Here is a 23,761-nt window from a genome sequence, read left to right as displayed (position 1 = left end):
TGCGGATTTCTACCGGCTCTAGTTGGCCGCCGGCGGAATGGTCAGGGTCGCGCCGACAGGCAGCCGGCGCGGCTCGTAGCTCTTGTTGGCCTCGGAGATCACCTTCCATTTGGCGCCGTCGCCATAGGCCTTCTTGGCCAGGTCCCAATAGGTATCGCCGGCGACGATGACGTGGCTGGCCTCGGCCGGCTTTGCCGGCTCAGGCGCTGCGGGGGCAGGAGCTGCCTCAGCCGGTTTGGCCGGTTCGGCGGGCGCCGGCGCCGCCGGGGCGATTTCCGCGGGGACAGTCGGAGGCGTGGTGGTGATGTCGCCGGAGCCTGCCGGCAATGCGGGCATCGCCGGCTCCGCCTCGGCCGGTTTTGCCGGCTCAGCTGGAGCAGGTGCCGGTTCAGCAGGTTTTGCCGGCTCGGCGGCCGGGGCAGCCGCCACGGTTGCCGCGACCTCGGTGATGCGGCCGTCGAGCTTCGGCGTATAGGGCCGATGCGCGGCGAGATAGTCGGCAACCACCTGTTCCAGGCCGGGACCGTAATCATAGGCGTTCTTGGCCTTCTCGGCGAAGACCTTGTAGCCGTCGCCGCCCTGGCGGACGTAATTGTTGGTGGCGACCAGATAGTCCTTGTCCGGGTTGATCGGCGCCCAGGCGCCGCCTTCCATCACCTGGACCGACTTGACGCGGCCGGCATTGGGCGCGACCGACTTGTCGAAAGAGTATTTGAGACCTGCCACCTGCGGGAAGCGGCCAGCGCCGTCCTCGACCTGGCTGACGCCGTTTTCCAGCCCGGCAACCAGATCCTTGCCGGAAATCTGGAAGGTCGCCAGCGTGTTCTGGAACGGCAGCACGGTCAGCACCTCGCCCATGGTCACGGTGCCCTTGTCGATAGAGGCACGCAAACCGCCGCCATTGGAGACGACGATCTCGACACCCTGTCCCTTGACGCGGTCGAGGATGGCCTCGGAAACGAGGTTGCCCATCGCACATTCCTTGGTGCGGCAATTCTCGCGGCTGCCGTCGATGGCCTCGGTGGTCTCGGCCACTTCCTTGTTCTTCAGCGCCTCGATCGGCGCGCCCAGCTCCTTGATGCGGGCAAGCACGGCGGGGTCGGGGGTGATCGACTTGTCGAGGAAGATCGGGTCGCCGCTGGCTTCCTTGACGACGCCATTGTCGTCGAACACGACCTTGAACTCACCGAGATATTTCGAATAGGAGGCCGCCTGCACCACCGGTACCTTGGAGCCGTCAGGGTTGTCGACCATTGTTGGGTAGGGGCCTTCCGCCTTCGGATCGGTGTTGGACAGAAGCGAATGGCTGTGGCCGCCGACCACCAGGTCGATGCCGGGGATCTTGGCAATGACATCGCGCTCGCGCCTGTAACCGATATGAGTGACGGCGATGATCTTGTTGACGCCTTGCGCCTTCAGCTTCTCGACCTCGGCGGTGATCGACTTGACGTCGTCGGCGATGGTGATGTTGGGGCCGGGCGAGGCGAGTTCCGGCGTGTCGTTGGTCACGGCGCCAACGATGCCGATCTTCTGGCCGCCGACCTCAAGCACGATCGACGGCTTGATCTTGCCCGCGGCACCGGACTTGTCGTTGGCCACGACATTGGCGCTGACGATCGGGAATTTGGCCTTGTCGAGGTAAGGCACCAGGGCGCTCTCGCCATCGTCAAATTCGTGGTTGCCGAGCGTTACCGCGTCGGGTTTGATCTGATTGAGAAATTCCTCCTCCGCAGCACCCTTGTAGGTGATGTAGAACAGCGATCCCTGGAAGCTGTCGCCGGCATTGAGCAGCAGCACGTTCTGGCCTTCGAGCTTCTTGCGCTCCTGCGCGATGGCGCTGACCAGCCGGCCGGCACCGCCAATGCACTCACCCTTGGTCTCCTCCTCGGCCGAGCAGGTCGACTCGTATTTGTTGTTGCCTTCGATGCGGCTGTGCCAATCGTTGAAATGCAGGATGTTCAACGTGTAGTCGGCAAAGGATGGCACGGCCGACAGGCCGAGCGTCGATGCAGAGAGGGCGGCAATGGCGGCGAGCTTCTTCATCTTCGTCTCCTGGATGGAACCTGATCAAAGCGTTTAACGCTCTTGCTAGACTGCAGGATAACAGCCAGCTTTTGGTCATGTTCCCATCGCGGTTATGGCGATGCAAGAAGAATCAGGGCGGGCGAAATCGGCATCGGTTTGCCGGCATAAAAAAAGGCGGCGGCATCGCGCCGCCGCCTTTTCGCAAGGCCGTATGAGATAAGCTCAGCTGCGCCTGGTCAGCACGAAGTTCTGGCCAGCGGAGCTGGTGCAATTCAGCTGGTTGATCGACACCAGCAGGCAGTTGAAAGCGATCGGCTGCTGCCGGATCAGCGAAGTGCCGTTGATCTCGACAGAGGTGGCGCCGGTCTTGGTGTAGCTGCCATCGGCGAACTTCTCGCCGGTCTCTGCCGAAACAGTGGTGAAGACGCCGCCGCTCAATGTCGAGACCGCCTTGCCTTCGGCGTTCAGCCAGGACCCTTCGACGCCTCGCGGCTGCGATGACATCGGTGGCCCGTCGGAACCGCCGGTGGTGCAGGCGGCAAGCATCGTCGCAAGTGCGCCCGCCGCGCCCGCCGAAAGAATTTTGCGCGCAATCGTCATATCAAATCCTCTCCCTGGCGCATCGACCCCAACCGCAATGGAAGGCACGATGTGCGTGGCCTCAAGTTTCCAGAGCCTTCCCACGTGCGCCCAAATGGGCGCACACTGCTCTCGTCCGCATCCCTTCAATCGCCCGATTTCCGGGCGATTGCAAGGCAGTGAGGCAGGGTTACAGATCCGCTATCGGACGAGGATGTTGCGGAATTGCCACGGGTCGTTTCTGTCGAGGTCCTCGGGGAATAGACCCGGGCGATTATCCAGCGGCGTCCAGTCGGTGTAGTAACCCTTGACCGGTCCGAGATACTGCGACTGCACTTCCAGGCAGCGTTTGTAGTCCATCTCGTCGGCCTCGACGATACCGGCCTCCGGGTTTTCCAGCGCCCAGACCATGCCGGCGAGCACGGCCGACGTGACCTGCATGCCGGTGGCGTTCTGGTAGGGCGCCAGCTTGCGGGCTTCCGCCAGCGACAGCTGAGAACCGTACCAGTAGGCGTTCTTGCCGTGGCCGTAGAGCAGCACGCCGAGTTCGTCGACGCCGTCGACCAGCTCGTTCTCGTCAAGCACGTGATGCACGGGCTGTGCCTTGCCCGCGGCGCCGAACATTTCGTGCAACGACAGCACGGCGTCGTTGCAGGGGTGATAGGCATAGTGGCAGGTCGGGCGGTAATGGACCTTGCCCTTCTTGCCGCGCACGGTGAAGAAATCGGCGATCGAAATCGCCTCGTTGTGCGTCACCAGGAAACCGTATTGCGCGCCCGGCGTCGGGCACCATGAACGCACGCGGGTGTTGGCGCCAGGCTGTTCCAGGTAAATCGCGGCCTTGGAGCCATCCTTGTGCTTCTTGCCGTTCTTCGGCATCCATTTCTCATGCGTGCCCCAGCCGAGCTCGGCCGGCTGCAGCCCTTCCGAAATGAAGCCCTCGACCGACCAGGTGTTCCAGAACACGTTCATCGGCTTCGGCTTCTTGGTGCGCTGGGTGTCGCGCTCGGCGATGTGGATGCCCTTGACCCCGGCCTTTTTCATCAGCTTGGCCCAGCCTTCACGGTCGTCCTGCGCCGGTTCGGAAAATTCGAGGCCGAGGTCACCGGCGAGGTTCAGCAACGCCTGCTTGACGAACCAAGAGACCATGCCCGGATTGGCGCCGCAGGTCGAAACCGCCGTCGCACCGCCGGGCTTGTCGTGCTTTTCCTTGATCATGGCTTCGCGCAGCGCGTAGTTGGTGCGGCTGGCATTGTCGGCCTTGGTGTCGAAATAGAAGCCGAGCCACGGCTCGACGACGGTGTCGATGTAAAGCACGCCGAGCTTGCGGCAGAGCCGCATCAGGTCGACCGAGCCGGTATCGACCGACAGATTGACGCAAAAGCCCTGGCCGCCGCCATTGGTCAGAAGCGGGGTCAAAAGCTTCTTGTAGTTCTTCTCGGTCACGTGCTCCTGGATGAAGGCGATGCCGCGCTCGTCGAGCAGCTTGCGATCGGTATCGAGCGGGTCGACGACCGTCATGCGCGACTTGTCGAACTTGAAATGGCGCTCGATCAGAGGCAGCGTTCCCCGTCCGATCGAACCGAAGCCGATCATCACGACAGGGCCGGTGATTTCACCGTAAACGGGCCAGTTTTCATTCGCCATTTTATTGAGCACTCCTTCAAAAAACCCAGGAAACTGGGGCAAAACACGCGCAAAACCGGGCGTTTTTGCCCGGTGACCATGCGCTACATCACAGATCATTGTCACAAACCAGCGAAAAGCGCCAACCCGCTTCTAGCCCTCAGTGGCCATGTGGTTAAGGACGCCGATCAGCCGGTCGCGGTCGGCGGTCATGCCCTTGTAGTTGAGCTGAGCCTCATCCAGCGCTAGCAATTGCGCGGCGAAAGAGCCGGCAAGCGTTGCCCGGTCCGGGTGCCGCGCCAGCACCTTAAGCGGGTCGAGATGGATGCGGATGGTGAACAGGATGTCGCGCGAAACCGGCAGTTTGCGCAGCGTCTGGCGCTCGACGCGGATGAAGGCATGGGCGTTGACGTCGCCGTCTGGAAACCGCGAAGGCCGGTTGGTGGCGCGGTCGATGCGCTCCACATTGGACAGCGGATGATAGAGCGCGCCGCCGGCCTGGATCGACCAGTTGAAGCGCTCGACGGCCTGACCCTGCAGGCCATCGAACATGCGGTTGATGAGCTCGGCCGGCCTGGTGCCGGGTCCGAAACCCGGCACCGGTGCGTGGATCTGCTGCAGCGGCCGCCCGAATTTTTCGAGCAGCGACCAGGATGACGGGAAGCACAGTGAGCCGGCGGCGAGCCGCCAGCCGCTGTCTTCGCGGCGCATCAGGATCAGGTCTTCCTGGACGAGCAGCGAGGCTGCGACCAGCGGGGCATCGGGGAAGGTGGCGTCAGAATAGGCTTTGGCGCCAATGACCTCAACCCCGGCACTGGTGCGCCGGTAGATCTCGGGAAATGTCACCAGCAGATGCGTTTCGAGCAGGTCGCGCACTTCGCGCTGGGCGTCGCGCGTACCGTCCTCCTCGACAAACACATTGTCGGGAATTTCGGCATAGAGCCGCCGCTTCTCGGCGAGATGATCGACAAGATGCTCATCGACCTCGATCCATTTGTCGAGCTCGAGCGGCTTCAGCCCGATGGTGAAGAGCTTTGAGGAGCCGTCATAAGGCGTGTGAGTGGGCTGACGAGAATTCATGCTTTGCTAGAAAGTGTCCAATGCCGGCGGTCATTCTCGCAGCCGCTTCGTATCAGGCCAATGTTGCCGGGATCAAGCCGCGCAGGGAATTGCCGACGAACAGCGTCTTGGCGGATTTCAAATCATCAAAGCTGTAGATCGCTTCCTGGGCACGGCCTTCGTCCAGCAGCTCGGCGCGCAATACGCCAGGCAGCAGGCCGCAGTCGAGCCGGGGTGTCATCAGCACGCCATTGCCGAAATCAGCGAAGATGTTGGTGATGGTGCCTTCGCAGATTTCGCCGCGCTCATTGGCCAAAAGCACCTCGTCGGCGCGAGTAGGGAGGTATTCGGCACGGGCATGGGTGTAGACCTGCCGCCGGCTGGTCTTGTGGCGCAGCAGCGTATCGCTGGACGACAGTCGAACCCGCGCCAGCTGCAGCCGCCAGACCTTGTCGGCGGCGAGTGGCTCGTAGAGCTGAGCCGAGGCGGTCGTCTCGCCATTGCGCTGCAGGACAAAACGGGTGCGCAATGCCGTGTGCTGGCGGCCCACGGTGTTCGCCAGCACATCGCCAATCCGTTGCGGATCGCAGGCAAAGCCCAGTTCTTCCGCCGAGCCGTAAAGGCGCGCGAGGTGACGGTCGAAGCGCAGGAAGCCTTGACCCGGCTCCCAGCGCATGGTCTCGATCAGCTCGAAGTCGGCGGTGTTCCCGTCGCGAAGCGCGCCTTCAACAGACACTCTTGATACTCCTCCTCGGCCGTCGAATCGAAGACGACGCCGCCGCCGACATTGTAGACGGCCTCGCCGCTGGAAAAGAGCGAGATGGTGCGGATCGCTACCGAAAAGCGCATCGTGCCGCCGGGCGCGACCCAGCCGATGGCGCCACAATAGACGTCACGCGGCGTGGCTTCCAGATCGTGCAGGATTTCCATGGCACGGATCTTTGGCGCACCTGTGATCGAGCCGCAGGGAAACAGGGCGGCGAAGATCTGGCGGATGCCGAGATCAGGCAACAGCTTTGCCCTGACGCGGCTCACCATCTGGTGGACGGTCGGGTAGCTCTCGATGCGGAACAGTTCCGGGACCTCCAGCGAGCCGACCTCGCTGATCAGCGAAATGTCGTTGCGCAGGAGGTCGACGATCATCCGGTTCTCGGCCTGGTTCTTTTCGTCATTGCGCAAAAACATCTTCAGCCGGGCGTCCTCGGCCTTGGTCGCGCCACGCGGTGCGGTGCCCTTCATCGGATGGGTTTCGATCATGCCTTCGGTGTCGATCTCGAAGAACAGTTCGGGCGAGCGCGACAGAACGATGGGATCACCAAGCGAAATCAGCGCGCCGTATTTCACCGGCTGGCGCCCGGTCAGCGCATCGAAAGCGGCGAGGGGATCGCCAGACCACTGCGCATGGACCGGAAAGGTCAGGTTGCCCTGATAGCAATCGCCCTTGCGGATGTGGTCGTGAAGGCGCGCGAAGCGTTTGGCGTAGTCCCGCTCCGACCAGACGGCCCTGGCGTCGAAGATCGGGCCGTTGCTGGCCGGCGCATTGTTGTGTGGCACCGCCTGTTCAACCGGGCGGTCGAACACGCCGAGGCAGACCAGCGGCGCGCGCCGGCCCTCGGGCAGCAGCGGCACCAGTTTCGGCTCGAGCAGGTAGCCGGCTTCGTAGGAGAAATAGCCGGCCAGCCATTTGCCGGCGTCTGATGCCGCCTGCGCCGCCGCCAGTGCCGGCAGGAAATCCTTGGCATCGTGGGCGACGATGATGTCGGCCGGGCGGTCGAAGACCAGCTGACGGCCGCTTTCGTCGTTGCGGAAGATGGCAGAGGGCAGGGGCATGGGGCTCGATGCTGCGGTCGATGACGCCAGAACCGCTCTATATGGGGGGCGGGCGCCGTGCAATCGAGGGAGCGGCGTCGCAGGGCGCAAAGACGGTGGCGCCTGCGAAAACAAAACCGGCGCCCCGAGGGGCGCCGCCCTGTCGGCCCTATTGCCGTTGATCAGATCAGGTGTTGTTGGCGGTCCCGGCGGTCGGGAACTGGCGCGCGAATTCCGTCTCGTCGCCGGCGGCAAGCAGCTTGGCCTGCTCGATCCACTTTTCGCGCGCGATGCGGCCGTCGAAATTCAGCGTGTCCTCGACGCGCTTGACGTCGGCCGCCGTCCAGGCGGCGATCTGGGCGTAGGTCGTGACACCAAGGCCCTTGAGCAGTTTGTCGTTGACCGGGCCGATGCCGATCAGCCGGCGCAGATTGTCGGCCTTCCCAGCTGCCGGGGTGGCCTTCTTGGGGGCTGCGGCGGGCTTTGAAGCGGCAGGCTTCGGAGCGGCGCTCGCCTTGGCAGCCGCGGGTTTGCTGGCAGCCGGTTTGGCGGCCGCGGATTTGGCCGCAGCTGGCTTGGTGGCAGGTTTGGCCGCGGCAGGTTTAGCGGGCGCGGCCGGCTTCGCGGCCGGGGCGGACTTGGCCGTTGCCGGTGTCGACAACATCGCAGCCGGCGCCGCGCTGGAAGGCTTGGCCGATGGAGTAGACGTTTCACGCAGCCGGCGCTCGAGATCGGCGCGGGTCTTGCCGCAGGCATCGAGTTCGCCGGTCAGGCGATCGGCATCGGCGCGCAGCCTGTCGCGCTCGCTGCGGGTGCGGTCGAGGTCGCCGCGCAGGCTGTCAAGCTCACCGCGCAGCCGGCCCCAGATAAACCAGCCAACCAACAAACCTACAAGGAACGCCAGGACAATGTAGAAGAAGGTCATGGTCTCTCTCCAGTCGGATCCGTCCGCCGCCGCCTAAAGTCATGACCTTGGCGGATCGGATCATCCAATGATGGTTCGGCGGTTCAGGGAACAGCCGGTCTATCCGACTGCCGGCGTTCGGCTTCCCGCCCATTGCCAACCGTCGCTGTCGCATCCGCCAGACCGCTGCCAAGGGCCGGGATGCTGTCCGGCCTGAGCCGCGCGCCCGGCTGAGCTTCAATCGGAAAGGCTATCATACGGATTCCGGAAAGCTAACGGAAAATTTCGCCGGAGAGTTCTTCAAGAACAGATATTTAGAACAAGAACAGAGCTGCCGTCACATGCATTCCGGCTAAACTGTTCTGCGATTTCGCAAAGTCGAGACCGCCGCCGAACCTTTCGCTCCGCGCTACTGGTCCAACGGCTCCGTAGCATCAACTGTCGAGCGCTTCCAACTCGTCGATCAGGCCGCCGATCACGCCAAGGCCGATCTGCCAGAAGGCGGGGTCGGTGGCATCGAGGCCGAAGGGAGCGAGGAGCTCGGAGTGATGCTTGGTGCCGCCGGCACGCAGCATCTCGAAATACTTGTCTTGAAAGCCGTGCTCGGCATTCTGGTAGACCGCGTAGAGCGAGTTCACCAGGCAGTCGCCGAAAGCATAGGCGTAGACGTAAAAGGGCGAGTGAATGAAGTGCGGGATGTAGGTCCAGAAGACCTCGTAACCCTCGCGCAGCTTGATCGCCGGCCCCAGGCTTTCGGCCTGTACCTCGAGCCAGAACTGGCCGAGCTTGTCGGAGGTCAGTTCGCCGTTCTTGCGCTCGGCATGCACCTTGCGCTCGAACTCGTAAAAAGCGATCTGGCGCACGACCGTGTTGATCATGTCCTCGACCTTCTGGGCGAGCATGGCCTTGCGTTCGCGCTTGTCGGTGGTCTGGTCCAGCAGCGAACGGAAGGTCAGCATCTCGCCGAAGACCGAGGCCGTCTCGGCCAGCGTCAACGGCGTCGAGGCCATCAGCGCGCCCTGGCCGCCGGCCAGCACCTGGTGCACGCCGTGGCCGAGCTCATGCGCCAGCGTCATCACATCGCGCGGCTTGCCCATGTAGTTGAGCAGCACATAAGGGTGCGCCGAAGGCACGGTCGGATGGGCGAAGGCGCCGGGCGACTTGCCGGGCCGCACCGGCGCGTCGATCCAGTTGCGATCGAAGAAAACACGAGCGATCTCCGCCATATCAGGGGAAAAGCGCTGATAGGCCGACAGCACCGTGTGCCTGGCGTCGTCCCAGCGGATCACCGCCTGCGGGGTCTCGGGCAAGGGTGCGTTGCGGTCCCAGTGGTTCATCGCATCCATGCCGAGCCAGCGCGCCTTCATCGCATAGTAGCGGTGCGACAGGCGCGGATAGGCCTCGCGTACGGCCGACGCCAGCGCATCGACCACGCTGCGCTCGACGCGGTTGGCGAGATGGCGTGAATCGGCGATGTCCTCGAAGCCGCGCCAGCGGTCGGAAATCTCCTTGTCCTTGGCCAGCGTATTGGTGATCAGGGTGAAGGTGCGCAGGCTTTTGCGGAAGGTGGTGGCCAGCGCCTCGGCGGCACGGCGGCGGACCTCGCCATCGGCGTCCTGCAGGCGGTTCAGCGCCGGCTCCAGCGTCAGCTCCTCGCCGTCTATGTCGAAGCGCAGATCGGTCATCGTCTCGTCGAACAGCCGGTTCCAGGCGCCGCGCCCGGTGATCGACTTTTCATGGAAAAGCTGCTCGACCCGGTCCTCGAGCTGGTATGGCTTGTCCATGCGCAGATCGAGCACCCAGGGCCGGTAGTGGGCAAAGCTGGCATCGGCGGCGAGGGCTGCTTCGAGCGCCTTGTCGTCGATCAGGTTCAGTTCCAGCGCGAAGAACAGAAGATGCGCGCTGGCGTCGGTCATCTTCTCCTGGATGTCGCCATAGAGCTTGGCGCGCTGCGGATCGGCGGTGTTGCCGGCATAGACCAGACCGGCATAGGAGACGATGCGGCCGATCAGTTCCTCCAGCGCCTCATAGGCTGCCAGTGCCTCACCCAGCTTGCCGGCGCTGCCGCGCCCAGCCTCCGCGGCCAGCGTGCCCTTCCAGCGGTTCTCGAAGGCGACGGCGTCGGCGGCCGCCTTGGCGATGTCGCGCTTCAGTTCAGGCGCCTCCATGCCGGAATAGAGATCGGCGAGGTTCCATTCCGGCAGGTCGCCGAGCTCCGCCGCGCCCTGACCGGACGCTGCCGCCGCAAGCTGCCGACCGAGAATCCTGCGCATCAACAATTACCTTCTGGGATCAAGGGGAAGGATAAGCCGATCAAATCCTAAGGAATTCATTCACCGGGTTTTTTGAAACCTTGTTTAGAACCCTGTGCCAGGATGATCCATGGGAATTTCCCGGGCGGACAACTCAAATCAGTCATGACAGGTTCCATTCTCATAGTCGATGACGATCCCGTGCAGCGCAGGTTGCTCGAGGTGGCGGTGACGAAATTCGGCCACAGCGCCATCGTCGCGGATGGCGGCGAGGCCGGCCTGGCGGCCCTCGACGGACCCAATGCGCGGGATGTGTCGGCGGTCATCCTCGACCTTGGCATGCCCGGCCTTGACGGCATTGGCGTGCTGAAGGCGATGCGCGAGCGCGGCATCACCGTTCCCGTCATCGTGCAGACCGCGCAGGGCGGCATCGAGACGGTGGTTTCGGCCATGCGCCATGGCGCTTTCGATTTCGTCGTCAAGCCGGCATCTCCCGACCGGCTGCAGACCGCGATCGGCAACGCGCTCAAGGTCGAGGCGGTCGAGGATGAGGTCAAGCGCACGTCGCGGCGGCGCGGCGGCCACCTGACCTTCAAGGACATGATCACGCACAGTCCTGCGATGGACCGGGTTATCCGCCTTGGCCAGAAGGCGGCGGCCTCCAACATCCCGATCCTGATCGAGGGCGAATCGGGCGTCGGCAAGGAACTTGTGGCGCGCGCCATCCAGGGCACCGGTGATCGTCGTTCAAAACCCTTCGTCACCGTCAATTGCGGCGCCATTCCCGACAATCTGGTCGAATCGATCCTGTTCGGCCACGAGAAGGGCTCATTCACCGGCGCCACCGACAAACACACCGGCAAGTTCGTCGAGGCGCATTCGGGCACGCTGTTCCTGGATGAAATCGGCGACCTGCCGCTCGACGTTCAGGTGAAGCTTTTGCGCGCCGTACAGGACGGCGAGGTCGATCCGGTTGGCGGCCGTGCCACGGTGAGGGTCGATATCAGGCTGATCTCGGCCACGCACCGCAACCTTCTGCAACAGGTCAAGGACGGCAAGTTCCGTGAGGATCTGTTCTACAGGCTCAACGTCTACCCGATCGTCGTGCCGCCGCTGCGCGACCGGCGCGACGACATCCCCTATCTGGTCAAACATTTCATGGACAAGGTGGCGCCGGCGGGCAATCGCCTGCACGGCATTTCGGACGCCGCACTGGCCATGCTGCAGGCTTATGACTGGCCGGGAAACATCAGGCAGCTGGAAAACGCCGTGTTCCGGGCTTCGGTGCTTGCGGAAGGCGATGTGCTGACGCTGGACGAATTCCCGCAAATCCGGGCGCAGGTCGATGGCACAATCAACCTCGATGCCGATGTGTCCCTGTCAGACCCCGGCATTGCGTGGAACGAATCGCAAGGCGATAGCGCGCAGACACATGACGTCGGACCTGTCGCTGCCGAGCTAGACCCTCCCGCCAGGTTGCTGCCGCGTTTCGGCACGCTGAGGGCGCTGGACGAGCGCGGCAATGTGCGCGCGCTGGCCGATGTCGAGCTCGAAATGATCAAGCTGGCCATCGACCACTATAACGGCCAGATGAGCGAGGTTGCCCGGCGTCTCGGCATCGGCCGCTCGACGCTCTACCGCAAGCTCAAGGAATACGGCATCGACCCGGAAACCGGCCGCCTCGACCGCCTTGCCTCCTGAAAACAGAATTCCACAGCTTGTCGGCGCAAGGCCGGGACCAGCTTGCCGGGCAATATTCCGCACTGCATAAGGAGTTGGGGCAGGAATATGGCTGGTGCGGAGAGCCCTGTTCACGCATTAAGGCCAATGGTAACAGATCGTGTAGCGGTAAAAGGCTGAATCTTGATCTAAACCAGCAGTTTACCAAGAAATCCTGTGTATTATTTTTGACGGGATATCGCCACGGTGTTACCGCATTTCGGCTTCAATAAGCGATGATTAACCATTAGGATCGATATTCGGATGTGAGAACCACGCATCCGTTTGGACAAATCCGGGGACAAACGGCAGCCTGCAAGGCCTTTTGATTTGAACAAAGTCGAACGACACAGAAACGGGCGGCACTATCACATTGGCGTCTGGCCGAGATGGCTGGCAGCGGTGATTGTTGCGTTCGGTTTCCTTGCCGCAACTGCTGCCGGCGCCAGCGCTGAAACGCGCTCGCTCAAGCTCTATCACCTGCACACGCACGAAAAAGCCGAGATCGTCTACAAGCGCAATGGCCGCTACGATCCGGAAGGCCTCAGGAAGATCAACATCATTCTGCGCGACTGGCGTCGCAACGAACCGACGAAGATGGATCCGCGCTTGCTCGACCTGGTGTGGGAAGCCTACCGGCAGGCCGGCGCCACCGACTACATCCAGGTCGTCTGCGGCTATCGCTCGCCGGCGACCAACTCGATGCTGCGCAGCCGCAGCCGAGGCGTCGCCAAGGAAAGCCAGCATATGCTGGGCAAGGCGATGGACTTCTACATTCCGGGCGTGCCGCTGAAGAAGCTTCGCAACATCGGCCTCAAGATGCAGGGCGGCGGCGTCGGCTATTATCCGTCGTCCGGTTCGCCCTTCGTCCACATGGATGTCGGCAATGTGCGCCATTGGCCCGGCATCAGCCGCCAGGAACTGGTCAGCCTGTTTCCAAATGGCAAGACGCTGCATGTGCCCAGCGACGGCAAGCCGCTGCCGGGCTATGAGCAGGCGATGGCAGCCTACAAGGCGCGCAAGGGCGCCGGTTCCCCGGCCATCATGATGGCCAGCGCTGGCGGCAGCACCAAGAAATCCGGTGGCTTCCTGTCCGCTTTCTTTGGCGGTGGCGGCGAAGACGAAGCCGACGACAGCGCCGATGTCGCGACCGCCGCGCCGTCGCCGAGAAGCGTGAAGCCGGTCCTGGCTGCCAGGAGCAACAACAACAACAACGACAGCAACCTGCCCGGCATCGCGATCGTTTCGCCGCAGAATGCCAAGCGCGCCAATATTCCGCAGCTTGCCGACGACAGCGCGGACGATTCGGAGCCGCAGCAGGATACGCCGGAGACGATCATCGCGGCGCTGCCGGCGAAGGAAGTTCCGCTGCCCGATTTTGCACCGCGGCCGAAAGCCGATGTCGGTGCGCAGCAGCCTGAGACGGTGCCGTTCGGCATGGCAGATGCCACCACCGAACAGACGGTGGTAACAGCGCAGGCGCCGGCCAATGTGCCGTTCGGCATGGCCGATGTGAGCAGCGCCGACCAGGGAGCTGCCGCTCCGGTGCAGGTTGCGGTCAACGTCCCGTTGCCGACCTGGCGTCCCGACCGCTCTACGCCGCCGGCTGAGCTTGCGCCGCAGGACAAGAGCGTGCTGCTGGCGCTGGCCGATTCGGCTGCCCACAAGCAGACTGCAACCGACGCCTTCTCGGTGCTGCCGTCGCAGCGTCCGGATGAGGTCAAGGCCGTTCTCGAACAGGCCAGCGCCACCGATGCCGCCGGTGTTACCGACGACTATCAGGTTGCCTCGCTCGAGCCGCGCTCGGCGTTCAACGACCCGTCAGGTGTCGATGCCGCATCGCCGCGTGGTGCCATTGCCGCCCGCCCGGCCGGTTCCGATCCGGCTTCGGCGATTGGCGCCGGTGTAAAGACGACGCGCAAGGAAGCGAGAGCCTCGGCCCGCGACCTGAAGCCAGGGCCGAAGGCCGTGGTTGTCGCGGCCGAACCGCAGGCGGCGCGCTGGGCGCTGAGCAGCGGCGACAATATCGCCACCGTTTCCAGCCCGACGACTGCGCCGCGCTACGCCTACAACATCGTGCATACGCCGCCGAGCGAGGTCTATACCGCAGGCTTCCAGGCGGACAACCAGATGGCCGGCGCCAACCGCTTCACCGGCAATGCCGTAAAATTCCTTTCGGTCGCCCGCTTCCAGACAAAGTAAGGGCCTCGACCGGACAGACATCGAAGCCGCGCGGGCTACCTGCGCGGCTTTTGCTTTTCAGGGCCGCCGACTTAATCGATACATCCTTGGGACTGGCTTCCAGTGTCCCGGAATGCTAACCACCAGCGTGCATTCCCGCTTCGTCTAATGGTAGGACAGCGCCCTTTGAAGGCGTGAATCGTGGTTCGAGCCCATGAGCGGGAACCAACAATTTCAATAGCTTGTAAGTTTCAACGCCGATTTCATCGAATATCCGTCGAATAAACGGCTGCGAATATCGGCGAACGAAAAGGCCCGGAAGCTGACGCCTGCCGCATATGAACGAGTCCGGGTAAACACCTAAGGCCTGCGTGAGATAACGAATGTTGGACTTTGATGAATTGGTAGCTCGCGGGGAATCGCTGCTCTGGGATGCAATTGAGGCCCAGATGCAGGAAGGCCTGACCCTTGACTTCAAGGCGCCCGCCATTGGCAAACAGGGCGCGGCCTTCAACGATCGGGGGCAACTAACCAAGGAAGGGCGCACAGCGCTTGCAAAGTCACTGTCAGCGTTCAGTAACTCAGCAGGCGGGGTGCTGGTTATCGGCGTTGATTGTCGCAGAAATGATGAGGGTGTCGACTGCGCCACATCCTTGGAGCCGATACCCAGTTGGAAGATCGCCGTGTCGGCAGTGAGCGCGGCGGTCGGCGATCTACTGCAACCAAAAAATGACGGCATTCGCGTCGCGGGGTTCGCTTCGCGCGAAGACAAAAAGGCTGGTTATGTGGTGGTCAGTATTCCCCGTTCGGAACGCCGACCGCACCGAAGTGAGGCGGCGGACCAGAAACAGTATTTCAAGCGTTCCGGAAGCTCTTCATACGCAATGGAGCATGTTGATATAGAGGACGCCTTCAAGCGCGCATCGGTCCCCGAACTTGAAGTTAAACCGAGATGGCGACGCATTTCATGGTCGGGGGCGAATGCGCAATTCCATTTGGAATTCTGGCTGGATAATGTTGGGGAAGCCACGGCCTTCTTTCCATCACTGGAGTTGCAGATGCGGGCAACCTGCTACCCAACTTGGCCGAACAATGTCTTGGGAGTTCACCGAGAACGGATGCCAGCGGGGCAGATGTCCTATGGAAACTCGGAATTTGTAATTCACCCGGGACAGACCCGCCTTATTGAAAAGGTTGAGATTCATTTTGTGTTTGATGACGCAAAGCAGGTTCCCGAATTCATTGGAGGCCTCGCCGTCAATAACTCGTCCCTCCGTTTTCGATACGCGGTCTTTGCAAAGGATATGAGAAAAAGGGTCGGCGAAATCATGTTTGGTCCCGAGGAATTCAGTCAAGTCCGTTGGGATAGCGCGTAAACAAAAGGCCCGGAAGCCGAAGCCGCCGGGCCTAATCCCGCCAATTGGCGGATTTGATTTTAGTTCACTTGCGAATGCGTCTGGCCGGTCATACGGCGCGCCTCTTGCTGCCCAAACGTTTCTGTTGCCATGGCCTTCATCGTTTCACCCGTTACGATGAACTTGGCCACGCAAATCTTCTCCTGTGAGCCGTCATAGCCGCGCTGGCTGGCGTAATAGGATATTCGAAAGAGATTCGCCGAAATCTCCTCTACCCGCCCGACACCTTGAACAAACGTGTCCATGATGACGGCAGGCTCCAACATCTCACAGGGCATAGCTCTCTCCCTCTTCCAGATCGACACCGGCGGCCGTCATCACCGCAAGGGCGCGGGTGCCGGGCGTAGGCATCGTGTCCCAGGTGAGCCCGCTCTCTGAGAGCGGGAAATGGAAACTCTGGGAGTGTGTGTTGCAAGGGACATACTGCATCATTTTGTGTGGGTTGAGGCCGGGATGTATCTCGCGCATGAGTGCCGGCCGCTCGAAATGCAGCCATTGCGAATAGGCGTAGAGCAGGCGGTCCTGTGGTATCTGCGGCACCGGAACGGCGGATGCTTGCGTTGCCGCTACAGCGCCTCCTATGGCCGGAATAGAGGCAATGGCGCCGAGCGCGGCGCGTCTGGTCAAAGTCGTCATGTCTTCCTCTCCAATTGTTGAGGAAGTCGGGCAATGCCTAGCGATATAGGTGAGCGAAATGATAAACGTGAGTCGGTCACTGCGAGGCCCTGCAAGGCTTCCGGTGGCAAGTGCCGGTCGACAGTTAGCGCTGCCGACCGGTGCGCCTACGATGTTCCCATTTATTGAATCGGTCAACGTCTGATGGCTAAGACCTACAACATGAGCGTAGAGACGGGCGTCTTCTCAGTCACGGCTTCTGACACCCTGTCCATTGGTCTGGTCGAAGAAGCCATTGCCGCCGGCGTCGGCCTGACCGTCCGCAGCCTAATCATCCCCGAGAGGAAGACGACAGACGGCGTGCTCCTGCGCTCAACATCACTGGTGTGGGACGAGATCGTTGATGAACTTGGTGCCAATTGGGAACGCGCCTATTCCCTAGGTGCCCGACGATGGGAAGAGCTGATCGCAGGCGCCTTCACGAAGGACGGCTACGAAGTGACCTTGACGCCGTCCAGCAAAGACCATGGACGCGACCTGATTGCGGTCAAGCGAGGAGTTGGCACGGTAAAGATCATCGGATCCGTGAAGGCTTACAAAAGGGATCTCAAAGTCGAATACGATGCAATCCGAGCCTTAGCCTTCGTCATGCTCAACGAGAGCGGATCGAAGGGCGTTGTGCTGACAACTTCCGACTTCCCGCCCTTGGTCTACGAAGACCCATATCTGAAAAAGTACCTTCGTAAGACGCTGGAGCTTGTTAATGGCAACCAACTCCAGGCGTGGCTAAAAAAGGTGCGCGGCAATTCATAACGGGGGGTCTGGTCGGCAAATTTGCCGGTTAAGCCGCCTACCGCTCCGGTCCCGTCACGCTAGTTTCCGCGAAATCCGCAGTTTTTGGCCACGGTCCATTTCTTGCAAACTCGCGAGATTTGGGCCTTTCGTTTTGCGTACCGAGAACCGCCTGTCCAAGACCGTGAAAGCGCCGCCTCCTAGAGGCCTGCGAGTCCTTGTGCCAGCTCTGCGATGGTGATTTGGTGCTCCCCTCAATGAGGGTAGGGATCGATGGCATCGATTGTGGGTGTTGTGACAACGTTGGTTGACAGCGTCAGCGGCTATCGCATGGGATCCCAACTGCTCGGCTTACATCGATGCCCTCAATGTTCGATCGCCGCGCCAACGCTGGCGCGCGTCTGGGGTAGCGAAGGCGCCACAATACGCAGAGATGGAGGGGCGCCGCGTCACTGGGCTGCCTACATCTGCATCTCTTGCGGTTCATTGGTGTCTGCTGCCGGCGTTCATGACGGTGGCGCTAAGTTCATTGTCTTTCAGCTTTTCCCGGACGCGAAACAGGCTCATGAAGACATTCCGCCAGTTGCTCGGCAATTTCTTCAGCAGGCATATGACACTTTACACGCGCCGGACGCCGCCGCTGTCATGGCTGGCAGTGCAGTCGACGCCATGCTGAAGGAAAAGGGCCTGGCGAAAGGAAGTCTCTACGACAGGATCGATGAAGCGCTTGCGGCGAACCTTCTGACGAAGGAAATGGCCGAGTGGGCGCATTCTGTTCGCTTAGGCTCCAACCGCCCTAGGCATGCCGACGCCGCTAGTCCGCATGTATTGCCCGACGAAGCAAAGCAATCCGTGGACTTCGCGGAGGCCCTTGGGAATTTCCTGTTTGTCCTTAGCGCCAAAATTACGCGTGGCATTGCAGCAGCTACCGGCACCACCCCACCATAAAGTGGCCGGCGTGGAGTTCATCCCCGAGAATGGCGGCGGCGCGGGAGTGAGGTTACGGAAATGAAGATGGTTATCAGTGCAACATTGATCGCAGCGGCATTGGCATTCGTGCCTTTCCGGGCCGACGCTGCGGTGGCCAAAAAGACCATGGATAATTTGGCCCTGGGGAATATCGCTCGCGCCTGCGGCCTCCGGATCAATTCGGAGGCGTCGGCATTTCTGGCTGGGCAACGACAGGCAGCGGCGTCGAAAACGATCAACGACGCCAAGGAATTCGCGACTTGGCAGCTGAAGACTTGGACCGGCCAGCACGGTCGCAAGGAAGCGTGCCGGCGGTTCCGCGGTATGCTTTCCGATATGGGGTGGCTTTGACCTTGCGTACGCTCTGCGAGTACTCCACGCTAGCGCCGGGAAGGACAGAGAGGGGCATATCTGTGCGAACGAGGGTCGGGGCTTCATTGCTGCTTGTCACACTAGTAGTTGCGGCATTTCCAACACTGGGCCGTTCCCTCACCGCAGAATGCACCTTCTACGGCGACCTTGCTCGCACCGTGATGGAGAAACGCCAGAAGGGCGTCGACATGTCTGTGCTTATGGCAATCGTTGAGAAACAAGCCACCGGACAGTTCAAGTCCCTCGCAAGGAGAATCGTGATCGCAGCCTACGCAAAACCCTTATTCAGCCTTGAAAAGAACAAGCAGCAAACTATCTCCGAATTTGCCAATGAAATTCAGGTCAGGTGCTACCAGACGAGCACCGTAGAATGAACGATCTCTCACGGACCCTATGCGCGCGCACGTCCGACGCTCTCGCGCCACTCTTCCCGCTCGCGCGGCCACTCGGAATGGGGCGCGGACAGCGTGTGGTGTATTAGACCGATGCGCTTGTCATCGCGGCCGGCCGCTCGGCATTTCGGGCAATAGAAGAACGGCTGCAGATCCCGCACCATACAGGAATGATCGAGGCCGATGCGATGGGCTAGCGCGACCAGGTTGAGGCGGCTTTCACGGTGACAACCAGTGTTCAGGCAATGGATGGTCGCCTCGTGCCCGAGGGCGAGCATCTTGCCGATCGTGTCGATCGCCAGGGGATACGTGATCTCGGGAAGCCTGAACACCGAAACGAGATAGGACTGCAGTCCTAGGCCGTCAATGCGCGGCAACTGTTAAGGCGGTCCGGGTAGCCCTGGCTATATCTCTACGTCTTCGGTAACAGTACGTCGGCTAACGCCGAGTTTTCGTGTACCTCAAAAGCTTCGGTGAGTTCGCTTTCGCTCAAACCCTCTGCTTCAGCGTCGGCGATGAGGCGATCTGCAAGCGCGGAAATCTTTGACTGGTCGCGCCCGGAGCAGGTTTGGATCACGTCGTGCTTTTCGATCCATTCATCAAGGAATTTTTTGGCTCGTAGGGTCACGGCCGTTCACTCCGCCAAGCTCATTAAGGCTTAAGCTCGGGCGCTCGACTCGGTTCCTTTTGCCTTTGATTTGAGAGAGTGATTGCTTTGCCGCGCCACTCCTCTAGCTCGCGTGGCCACTCTGAATGGGTTCTTGCTGGACTGCAGGATCGTTCCTGCGACGCCGCCGGCTATCATAAGATTTTTCATACCAAAGAGGTATTTGCGCGACAGCTAATATAAGCACATGATGAAGGGCCGGAAGGGACTCCGGCATGGCCCGGTCGCCGTGTGCCGCCAACAGAACCCCGCTCGGCAGCCGGGCCGCCTGTAAGAGGACGGCGCGGTCAAAAGTGCCTGCCGCTCCATTCACGGCAGCGGCAGGCGCAGTTGGCCCGGGGCGTTGGAGACCCGGCGCAGAGCAACCTTTAGAGTGCGCTGTTGTTCCAGCCTGTTCCGGCGCTTCAGACCTTTGCGCCATGGTCTAGGACCTTTGCCATTGCCAGCGCCCCTCTCGCAGGCGATTTGCGTGGCAGGCGGTAGATCAATTGATCTCGGCTCTCGGCAAGCCCTGGGAAGGCCCGAACGCGCTTGTCAAAGCTTCGATGCTGTGTGCGGCTTAAGCGTTCGCTGTGCGGCGCTTTGACAGCGACTGCCGCAACTGAGTTTCGTCGGTAAAGCCGCCTTCGAAGGCTTCCATGACCTCGCGGGCCAGTTGGTCCCTCTGGTCCTTGTCCTTGAGGGCCAGACGGCGCTCTTGGCATAACTGGTCGAATACCTTCTGTAGAAGGGCAAGGTCTTCAGACGTGAACAGGCTGGCGAATTTTAAGAAAGCCATGACGCTTTCCTCCCCTCATTTTGGGCGAAAGCACTTGAGTTGACTTTCAAGCGTCCACTTGCCTCGACTGGGTGCGGACGACTTGAGGATGATACGCCTCAAATGTGTCAGCGCCGAGTCTATTCGCTTGGATGTAGATTACGGATTCTTAAGCTCCCGCCGCGCGGTGGTTCCACCAGGTGCATTTATCTAGCGTCAGGCTGGGACCGGCTCAGATTCAACCTCAAAGAGGATGCTGGCCCGCAAGATCAGGTTGCCGCCGCTGTCTCGGACCACCATCACCAGCTTGTGGTGGTCCCCATCCGGGAGCGCTTCTCGCGTGATGTCCCCTAAGGCTCGGATTGCTTGGTATCTGGCTTCGGCAAGGTCATTGCATTCTACACCCTGAACGTCAGGATCCACCTCGCCATTATCGTCGACGTCGAAATAATAGAGCGCCATCCGGTGAAACGATGCAACCTAAAGGTTTGTTCCGGATGCTTACAAACTTGGCGCGAGCAGGTCCAACTTCCTATTGCGGCGCCGGCAGCCCTCTCAGCGGCCCAAGGGTAGCTTGGAGAGCGTTATAAGTTCGGCCTCGTCGGTGATGCCGGCCATATAGTTTGCGATGATCCGGGACGCCAATCGGCTCTGGGCATCAACTGATTCTGACTGATCAGCGAGGTGCTCGAAAACCCTCCCAAGCAAGGCCAGCTCGTCGGGGTGAAGAATTCCTGCATCTACAGCTTTTCGCCTGATAGGCATTTACTCTTCCATGATCGCCTTCACTGAAGCATGCCGCAACTTCGCCTCGCCTCGTAGGTGCTTCACGCGAGCCCTGGTGCCAGGCTTCAGCCATTCGACGCCGGTCATCGTCTTCGGCATTCCTGCCGGCGCCTGCCTGAATGCCTGCACACGCTTCCACAGACGTTCGCGGATATCGTTGGGTAGGGTCAGTACCGGCGAGCCGGCATAGCGGCCGTCCCGACCAACGATGGCCTTCGTCTGCTTGCCTGGCTCGCGTTTGACGCCGAGCAGGTCGAACTCGCCGAACTCCCAGCACTTGATCTTCAGCCAGGCGTCAGATTCGCCGCTGCGGTAGGACGCGCCCCGGCGTTTTGAGACCATGCCCTCAAGGCCGAGTTTCTCGACGCCCTTGAAGAACTCTGCGCCACCGCCGTCGACGTGCTGGCTGAACTGGATGATGCCATCGGCCGGCTTGACCAGATCCCAAAGCATCGCGCGGCGCTCGACCACCGGCAGCGGCCGGAGGTCCTGGCCGTCAAGGTGCAGCAGGTCAAAGGTGACGAACGCCAGCCGTTCCGCATTCCACGCCATGGCCGAGCGCAACGCGTGGAAGTCCGGTGTGCCGCCTGGCATGGGTGCGATCACCTCGCCGTCGATGATTGCCGAGCGCGCGCCAAGGGCCTCGGCCGCCGTCACGATCGGCCAGTAGCGCGACGTCCAATCAATGCCGGTCTTGGTGTAGGCTCGGGCGCCATCCCAGTCGATGATGACCTGCGTCCGGTAGCCGTCATATTTGATTTCGTGGATCCAGTCGTCGCTTTCCGGCGGCGTCTCGACCAGGCGCGGCAACTGCGGGGGGATGAACTTCAGCCTGTCAGGGCTAGCGATTTTGCGCATGCACGCTCCACTCGAACGGGACTCAAAGCCGCAAACACGATTCAGTTCCGGAACATATTAGCTAAATTGCATGTTTAAAGAGAAACCGGACGCAAACCAATGGCTAACGGCTTTCATCTGGGCGACGAAGTGACCTTAACGGCGACCATCATGAAGGTTCTGCCGGCCGGCTTATCGAGCGTCAACATCCCCTCTTACAACTACCCGTTTGCCATCGACACGCCGCAAAAAGCCAAGCCGGGAGACAAGGTCGTTATCACCGGTTTCGTCACGCGCATTGATGACGAGGAAGGCAAGATCACTGTGCGCACTGATGGCGGCGGAACCGTCACGGTGGACAGCGACATTGTTGCCTCCGATCGCGTGCAGGTGACGGAGTGACGAAGCTTTCCGACCTCGGCCCGCCGATCCCCGCCAAGAGGCATGGCAAAGAGCACGCCAGCGAGGGGGATCATTTTCACAAGTGCCCGACTTGCGGCCAGGCGGTTGATTGGCGCGATCTGAGGCAAGTGACCTGGCACGAGCTGCCAGGACACAATCGGCTCGAAATGGACGCCTGATTTTCTGGAAAGAAAGACGCCCGTTAAGCCTGTCTCGTTTCGGGACCAAAATCCTGGCATCTGATTTGCACTGAAGAGATTGCCGGTAAATCCTCCACCGGCCTCCTGATGGGGATCAGGACGTAACTTGGCCGGGCTTGAGGCTTGGGGGCTTCGCCCGGCGATCTTTCTTTGCATCCGCCGGCCATGGGCTGCTCTGGACTCTCTTCCTCAACGGAAGCATTCTTTCCTTGGGAGAAGGGCGTGGACAAACTCAACAGAGGGGCTAACCAGGCCGATCGGTGGCGAAAGCGCCTCCGGCATAGGCGGCGGAGTTCGTGGCGGCTGCGATATCTCTTCCCGTTGGTGACGGTTCCACTGGCTGCCTTTTTCACGGCAAGCCCGAGCAGCCTCGAAGCTGTCGCCGGGCTCGCGCCAAAGGGTTGGTTCGGCGGCTCTGGAAGTTGCGACATCAAGGGCAATATCAGCATCAACACCGGGGAGCGGATCTACCATGTTCGCGGCCAGGAACATTACTGGGAGACCAAGATCAGCCCGCAATACGGCGAGCGGTGGTTTTGCAGTGAGGCGGAGGCGCGAGCCGCTGGCTGGCGGAAGGCAAAGCGGTGAAGAAGCCGGTCACTGTCGTGGCAATGCCGGTCTACACGCCGAGGGATTATCCCCTCATCCGGCAACTTCCCGGCGCCGATGACATGCCCTCCACCTGGGAGGAGTGGGGGCAGCATTTTGAAGCGTACCTGAAGAGGCGTGAGTGGAGCGACGGGCATGGGTACGTACGGGTGCGCATTCGACCCGATCTGTTCAAGGCATGGCTGGATGCCAACTCCCAGGTGGCTTCAGATCTTTCCCGACAGCGCTACGCTCAGGACGTGCTTGATGCCGGTGCCGCTCGGCGAGCGGCTTTCGACGAAGAGCACCGCCAGCAGATCGAGACCGCCGACGAATGGCCGGCCGCCCCAGTTTACGCTCCCCATGACTATCCGCTGATCCTCGACGTTTCGGCAACTGGCGATTTGCCTCCAACCTGGGAGGAGTGGTGGGAGAATTTCAAAGCGTCTGAAGCTGAGAAACGTCGCCAAGGCTTGCCCGAAATTAGGGTGCGCGTCCACGCCGGCAAATTCAAAGCCTGGCTGCAGGATAATTCGCGCTCGTCGACGGAACAGACACGGCAACAGTTCGCACAGGAACGGCTGCGAGATCGGAAGGCTGCGCGGCTCGCTGCGGAGTTGCCACTTGGCAGACAGATATGGGTTCCGGCGCCACCGCCACTGCCTCCATCTCTGACTCACAGGGCAGTTGAAGTGCTGGCCTATACGCTCTTGGTATTCGCGATTTGCTCACTCCTGATCGCGTTAAAGATGGCTGGCATGCTTGGATGATGCCCGAGTTGCCCGATTCTTGGCCTCGCAATCGGCACAGGAATC

General features: G+C 61.3%; 26 protein-coding genes and 1 tRNA gene. 11 read left to right on the top strand and 16 right to left on the bottom strand.

From position 1 onward, the window contains the following. Positions 1-18: 18 nt before the first annotated feature. The 8 genes from ACWGTI_RS03570 to ACWGTI_RS03535 form a co-directional block, all read right to left on the bottom strand. A complete protein-coding gene (locus ACWGTI_RS03570) occupies positions 19-2,043 on the bottom strand; it encodes a 5'-nucleotidase C-terminal domain-containing protein (RefSeq protein WP_454585819.1) in 2,025 nt (674 codons plus the stop codon). Between the two features lie 204 nt (positions 2,044-2,247). Continuing rightward, positions 2,248-2,625, bottom strand: a complete 378-nt coding sequence (locus ACWGTI_RS03565) for a hypothetical protein (RefSeq protein ID WP_454574512.1) — start codon at positions 2,623-2,625, stop codon at positions 2,248-2,250. 180 nt (positions 2,626-2,805) lie between these two features. Next, positions 2,806-4,251, bottom strand: coding sequence for a homospermidine synthase (locus ACWGTI_RS03560; protein ID WP_454585818.1), 1,446 nt, complete (start codon positions 4,249-4,251; stop codon positions 2,806-2,808). Between the two features lie 132 nt (positions 4,252-4,383). Further along, positions 4,384-5,310 (bottom strand): heme-dependent oxidative N-demethylase family protein, encoded by a 927-nt coding sequence (locus tag ACWGTI_RS03555; protein WP_454585817.1) that lies wholly within the window; start codon positions 5,308-5,310, stop codon positions 4,384-4,386. A gap of 52 nt (positions 5,311-5,362) precedes the next feature. Then, positions 5,363-6,025, bottom strand: coding sequence for an aminotransferase class IV family protein (locus ACWGTI_RS03550; RefSeq protein WP_454585816.1), 663 nt, complete (start codon positions 6,023-6,025; stop codon positions 5,363-5,365). Further along, complete coding sequence (locus tag ACWGTI_RS03545) at positions 5,974-7,119, bottom strand: aminodeoxychorismate synthase component I (protein ID WP_454585815.1); 1,146 nt, start codon at positions 7,117-7,119, stop codon at positions 5,974-5,976. Before ACWGTI_RS03545 ends, ACWGTI_RS03550 begins: the two co-directional genes overlap by 52 nt. A gap of 166 nt (positions 7,120-7,285) precedes the next feature. Continuing rightward, positions 7,286-8,023 carry a proton-conducting membrane transporter gene (locus ACWGTI_RS03540; protein WP_454585814.1) on the bottom strand — a complete coding sequence of 246 codons (738 nt, stop codon included), beginning with the start codon at positions 8,021-8,023 and terminating at the stop codon, positions 7,286-7,288. Between the two features lie 413 nt (positions 8,024-8,436). Next, positions 8,437-10,275, bottom strand: a complete 1,839-nt coding sequence (locus ACWGTI_RS03535) for a M3 family oligoendopeptidase (protein WP_454585813.1) — start codon at positions 10,273-10,275, stop codon at positions 8,437-8,439. 144 nt (positions 10,276-10,419) lie between these two features. Here ACWGTI_RS03535 and ACWGTI_RS03530 point away from each other — a divergent pair, with 144 nt between their 5' ends. From ACWGTI_RS03530 to ACWGTI_RS03515, 4 genes are all read left to right on the top strand, one after another. After that, complete coding sequence (locus tag ACWGTI_RS03530; RefSeq protein ID WP_454585812.1) at positions 10,420-11,955, top strand: sigma-54-dependent transcriptional regulator; 1,536 nt, start codon at positions 10,420-10,422, stop codon at positions 11,953-11,955. A 390-nt stretch (positions 11,956-12,345) separates the two neighbouring features. Continuing rightward, positions 12,346-14,175, top strand: coding sequence for a DUF882 domain-containing protein (locus ACWGTI_RS03525; protein WP_454586476.1), 1,830 nt, complete (start codon positions 12,346-12,348; stop codon positions 14,173-14,175). 133 nt (positions 14,176-14,308) lie between these two features. Next, positions 14,309-14,382, top strand: a tRNA-Gln gene (locus ACWGTI_RS03520). A gap of 155 nt (positions 14,383-14,537) precedes the next feature. Further along, positions 14,538-15,530 (top strand): AlbA family DNA-binding domain-containing protein, encoded by a 993-nt coding sequence (locus tag ACWGTI_RS03515; RefSeq protein WP_454585811.1) that lies wholly within the window; start codon positions 14,538-14,540, stop codon positions 15,528-15,530. A gap of 59 nt (positions 15,531-15,589) precedes the next feature. On the opposite strand, the gene ACWGTI_RS03510 is transcribed toward ACWGTI_RS03515, so the two are convergent. Together ACWGTI_RS03510 and ACWGTI_RS03505 are read right to left on the bottom strand one after the other, a co-directional pair. Then, on the bottom strand, positions 15,590-15,814 hold the full coding sequence (locus ACWGTI_RS03510) for a hypothetical protein (protein ID WP_454585810.1): 225 nt from the start codon (positions 15,812-15,814) through the stop codon (positions 15,590-15,592). 22 nt (positions 15,815-15,836) lie between these two features. Continuing rightward, positions 15,837-16,205: a hypothetical protein gene (locus tag ACWGTI_RS03505; RefSeq protein ID WP_454585809.1), complete on the bottom strand. Its 369-nt coding sequence runs from the start codon at positions 16,203-16,205 to the stop codon at positions 15,837-15,839. A 183-nt stretch (positions 16,206-16,388) separates the two neighbouring features. Here ACWGTI_RS03505 and ACWGTI_RS03500 point away from each other — a divergent pair, with 183 nt between their 5' ends. The 4 genes from ACWGTI_RS03500 (at position 16,389) to ACWGTI_RS03485 (ending at position 18,691) form a co-directional block, all read left to right on the top strand. Further along, complete coding sequence (locus ACWGTI_RS03500) at positions 16,389-16,997, top strand: restriction endonuclease (RefSeq protein WP_454585808.1); 609 nt, start codon at positions 16,389-16,391, stop codon at positions 16,995-16,997. Positions 16,998-17,249: 252 nt separating this feature from the next. Then, positions 17,250-17,924 carry a DUF4145 domain-containing protein gene (locus ACWGTI_RS03495; RefSeq protein WP_454585807.1) on the top strand — a complete coding sequence of 225 codons (675 nt, stop codon included), beginning with the start codon at positions 17,250-17,252 and terminating at the stop codon, positions 17,922-17,924. 60 nt (positions 17,925-17,984) lie between these two features. Next, positions 17,985-18,296: a hypothetical protein gene (locus tag ACWGTI_RS03490; protein ID WP_454585806.1), complete on the top strand. Its 312-nt coding sequence runs from the start codon at positions 17,985-17,987 to the stop codon at positions 18,294-18,296. An 86-nt stretch (positions 18,297-18,382) separates the two neighbouring features. Further along, complete coding sequence (locus ACWGTI_RS03485) at positions 18,383-18,691, top strand: hypothetical protein (RefSeq protein ID WP_454585805.1); 309 nt, start codon at positions 18,383-18,385, stop codon at positions 18,689-18,691. Between the two features lie 17 nt (positions 18,692-18,708). Here ACWGTI_RS03485 and ACWGTI_RS03480 read toward each other — a convergent pair whose 3' ends face one another. From ACWGTI_RS03480 to ACWGTI_RS03455, 6 genes are all read right to left on the bottom strand, one after another. After that, positions 18,709-19,086: a hypothetical protein gene (locus ACWGTI_RS03480; RefSeq protein ID WP_454585804.1), complete on the bottom strand. Its 378-nt coding sequence runs from the start codon at positions 19,084-19,086 to the stop codon at positions 18,709-18,711. Between the two features lie 35 nt (positions 19,087-19,121). After that, positions 19,122-19,337, bottom strand: a complete 216-nt coding sequence (locus tag ACWGTI_RS03475; protein WP_454585803.1) for a hypothetical protein — start codon at positions 19,335-19,337, stop codon at positions 19,122-19,124. Positions 19,338-19,935: 598 nt separating this feature from the next. Further along, positions 19,936-20,154 (bottom strand): hypothetical protein, encoded by a 219-nt coding sequence (locus tag ACWGTI_RS03470; RefSeq protein WP_454585802.1) that lies wholly within the window; start codon positions 20,152-20,154, stop codon positions 19,936-19,938. Between the two features lie 195 nt (positions 20,155-20,349). Then, the gene (locus tag ACWGTI_RS03465; RefSeq protein ID WP_454585801.1) at positions 20,350-20,595 is read right to left on the bottom strand and encodes a DUF6894 family protein; all 246 of its coding nucleotides are present in this window, start codon (positions 20,593-20,595) and stop codon (positions 20,350-20,352) included. A gap of 93 nt (positions 20,596-20,688) precedes the next feature. Then, positions 20,689-20,898: a hypothetical protein gene (locus ACWGTI_RS03460; RefSeq protein WP_454585800.1), complete on the bottom strand. Its 210-nt coding sequence runs from the start codon at positions 20,896-20,898 to the stop codon at positions 20,689-20,691. Further along, positions 20,899-21,777, bottom strand: a complete 879-nt coding sequence (locus tag ACWGTI_RS03455; RefSeq protein WP_454585799.1) for an ATP-dependent DNA ligase — start codon at positions 21,775-21,777, stop codon at positions 20,899-20,901. Positions 21,778-21,876: 99 nt separating this feature from the next. On the opposite strand from ACWGTI_RS03455, the gene ACWGTI_RS03450 reads away from it, so the two are divergent. From ACWGTI_RS03450 to ACWGTI_RS03440, 3 genes are all read left to right on the top strand, one after another. Then, positions 21,877-22,158 carry a hypothetical protein gene (locus tag ACWGTI_RS03450; protein ID WP_454585798.1) on the top strand — a complete coding sequence of 94 codons (282 nt, stop codon included), beginning with the start codon at positions 21,877-21,879 and terminating at the stop codon, positions 22,156-22,158. A 422-nt stretch (positions 22,159-22,580) separates the two neighbouring features. Next, positions 22,581-22,946: a sunset domain-containing protein gene (locus ACWGTI_RS03445; protein WP_454585797.1), complete on the top strand. Its 366-nt coding sequence runs from the start codon at positions 22,581-22,583 to the stop codon at positions 22,944-22,946. Then, positions 22,943-23,716 carry a hypothetical protein gene (locus tag ACWGTI_RS03440; protein WP_454585796.1) on the top strand — a complete coding sequence of 258 codons (774 nt, stop codon included), beginning with the start codon at positions 22,943-22,945 and terminating at the stop codon, positions 23,714-23,716. Before ACWGTI_RS03445 ends, ACWGTI_RS03440 begins: the two co-directional genes overlap by 4 nt. Positions 23,717-23,761: the final 45 nt, after the last annotated feature.

This window comes from Mesorhizobium sp. ArgA1 (assembly GCF_053714375.1).
The sequence above is the reverse complement of the archived record's forward strand: the minus strand, read 5'-3'. Positions and strand labels throughout refer to the sequence as shown.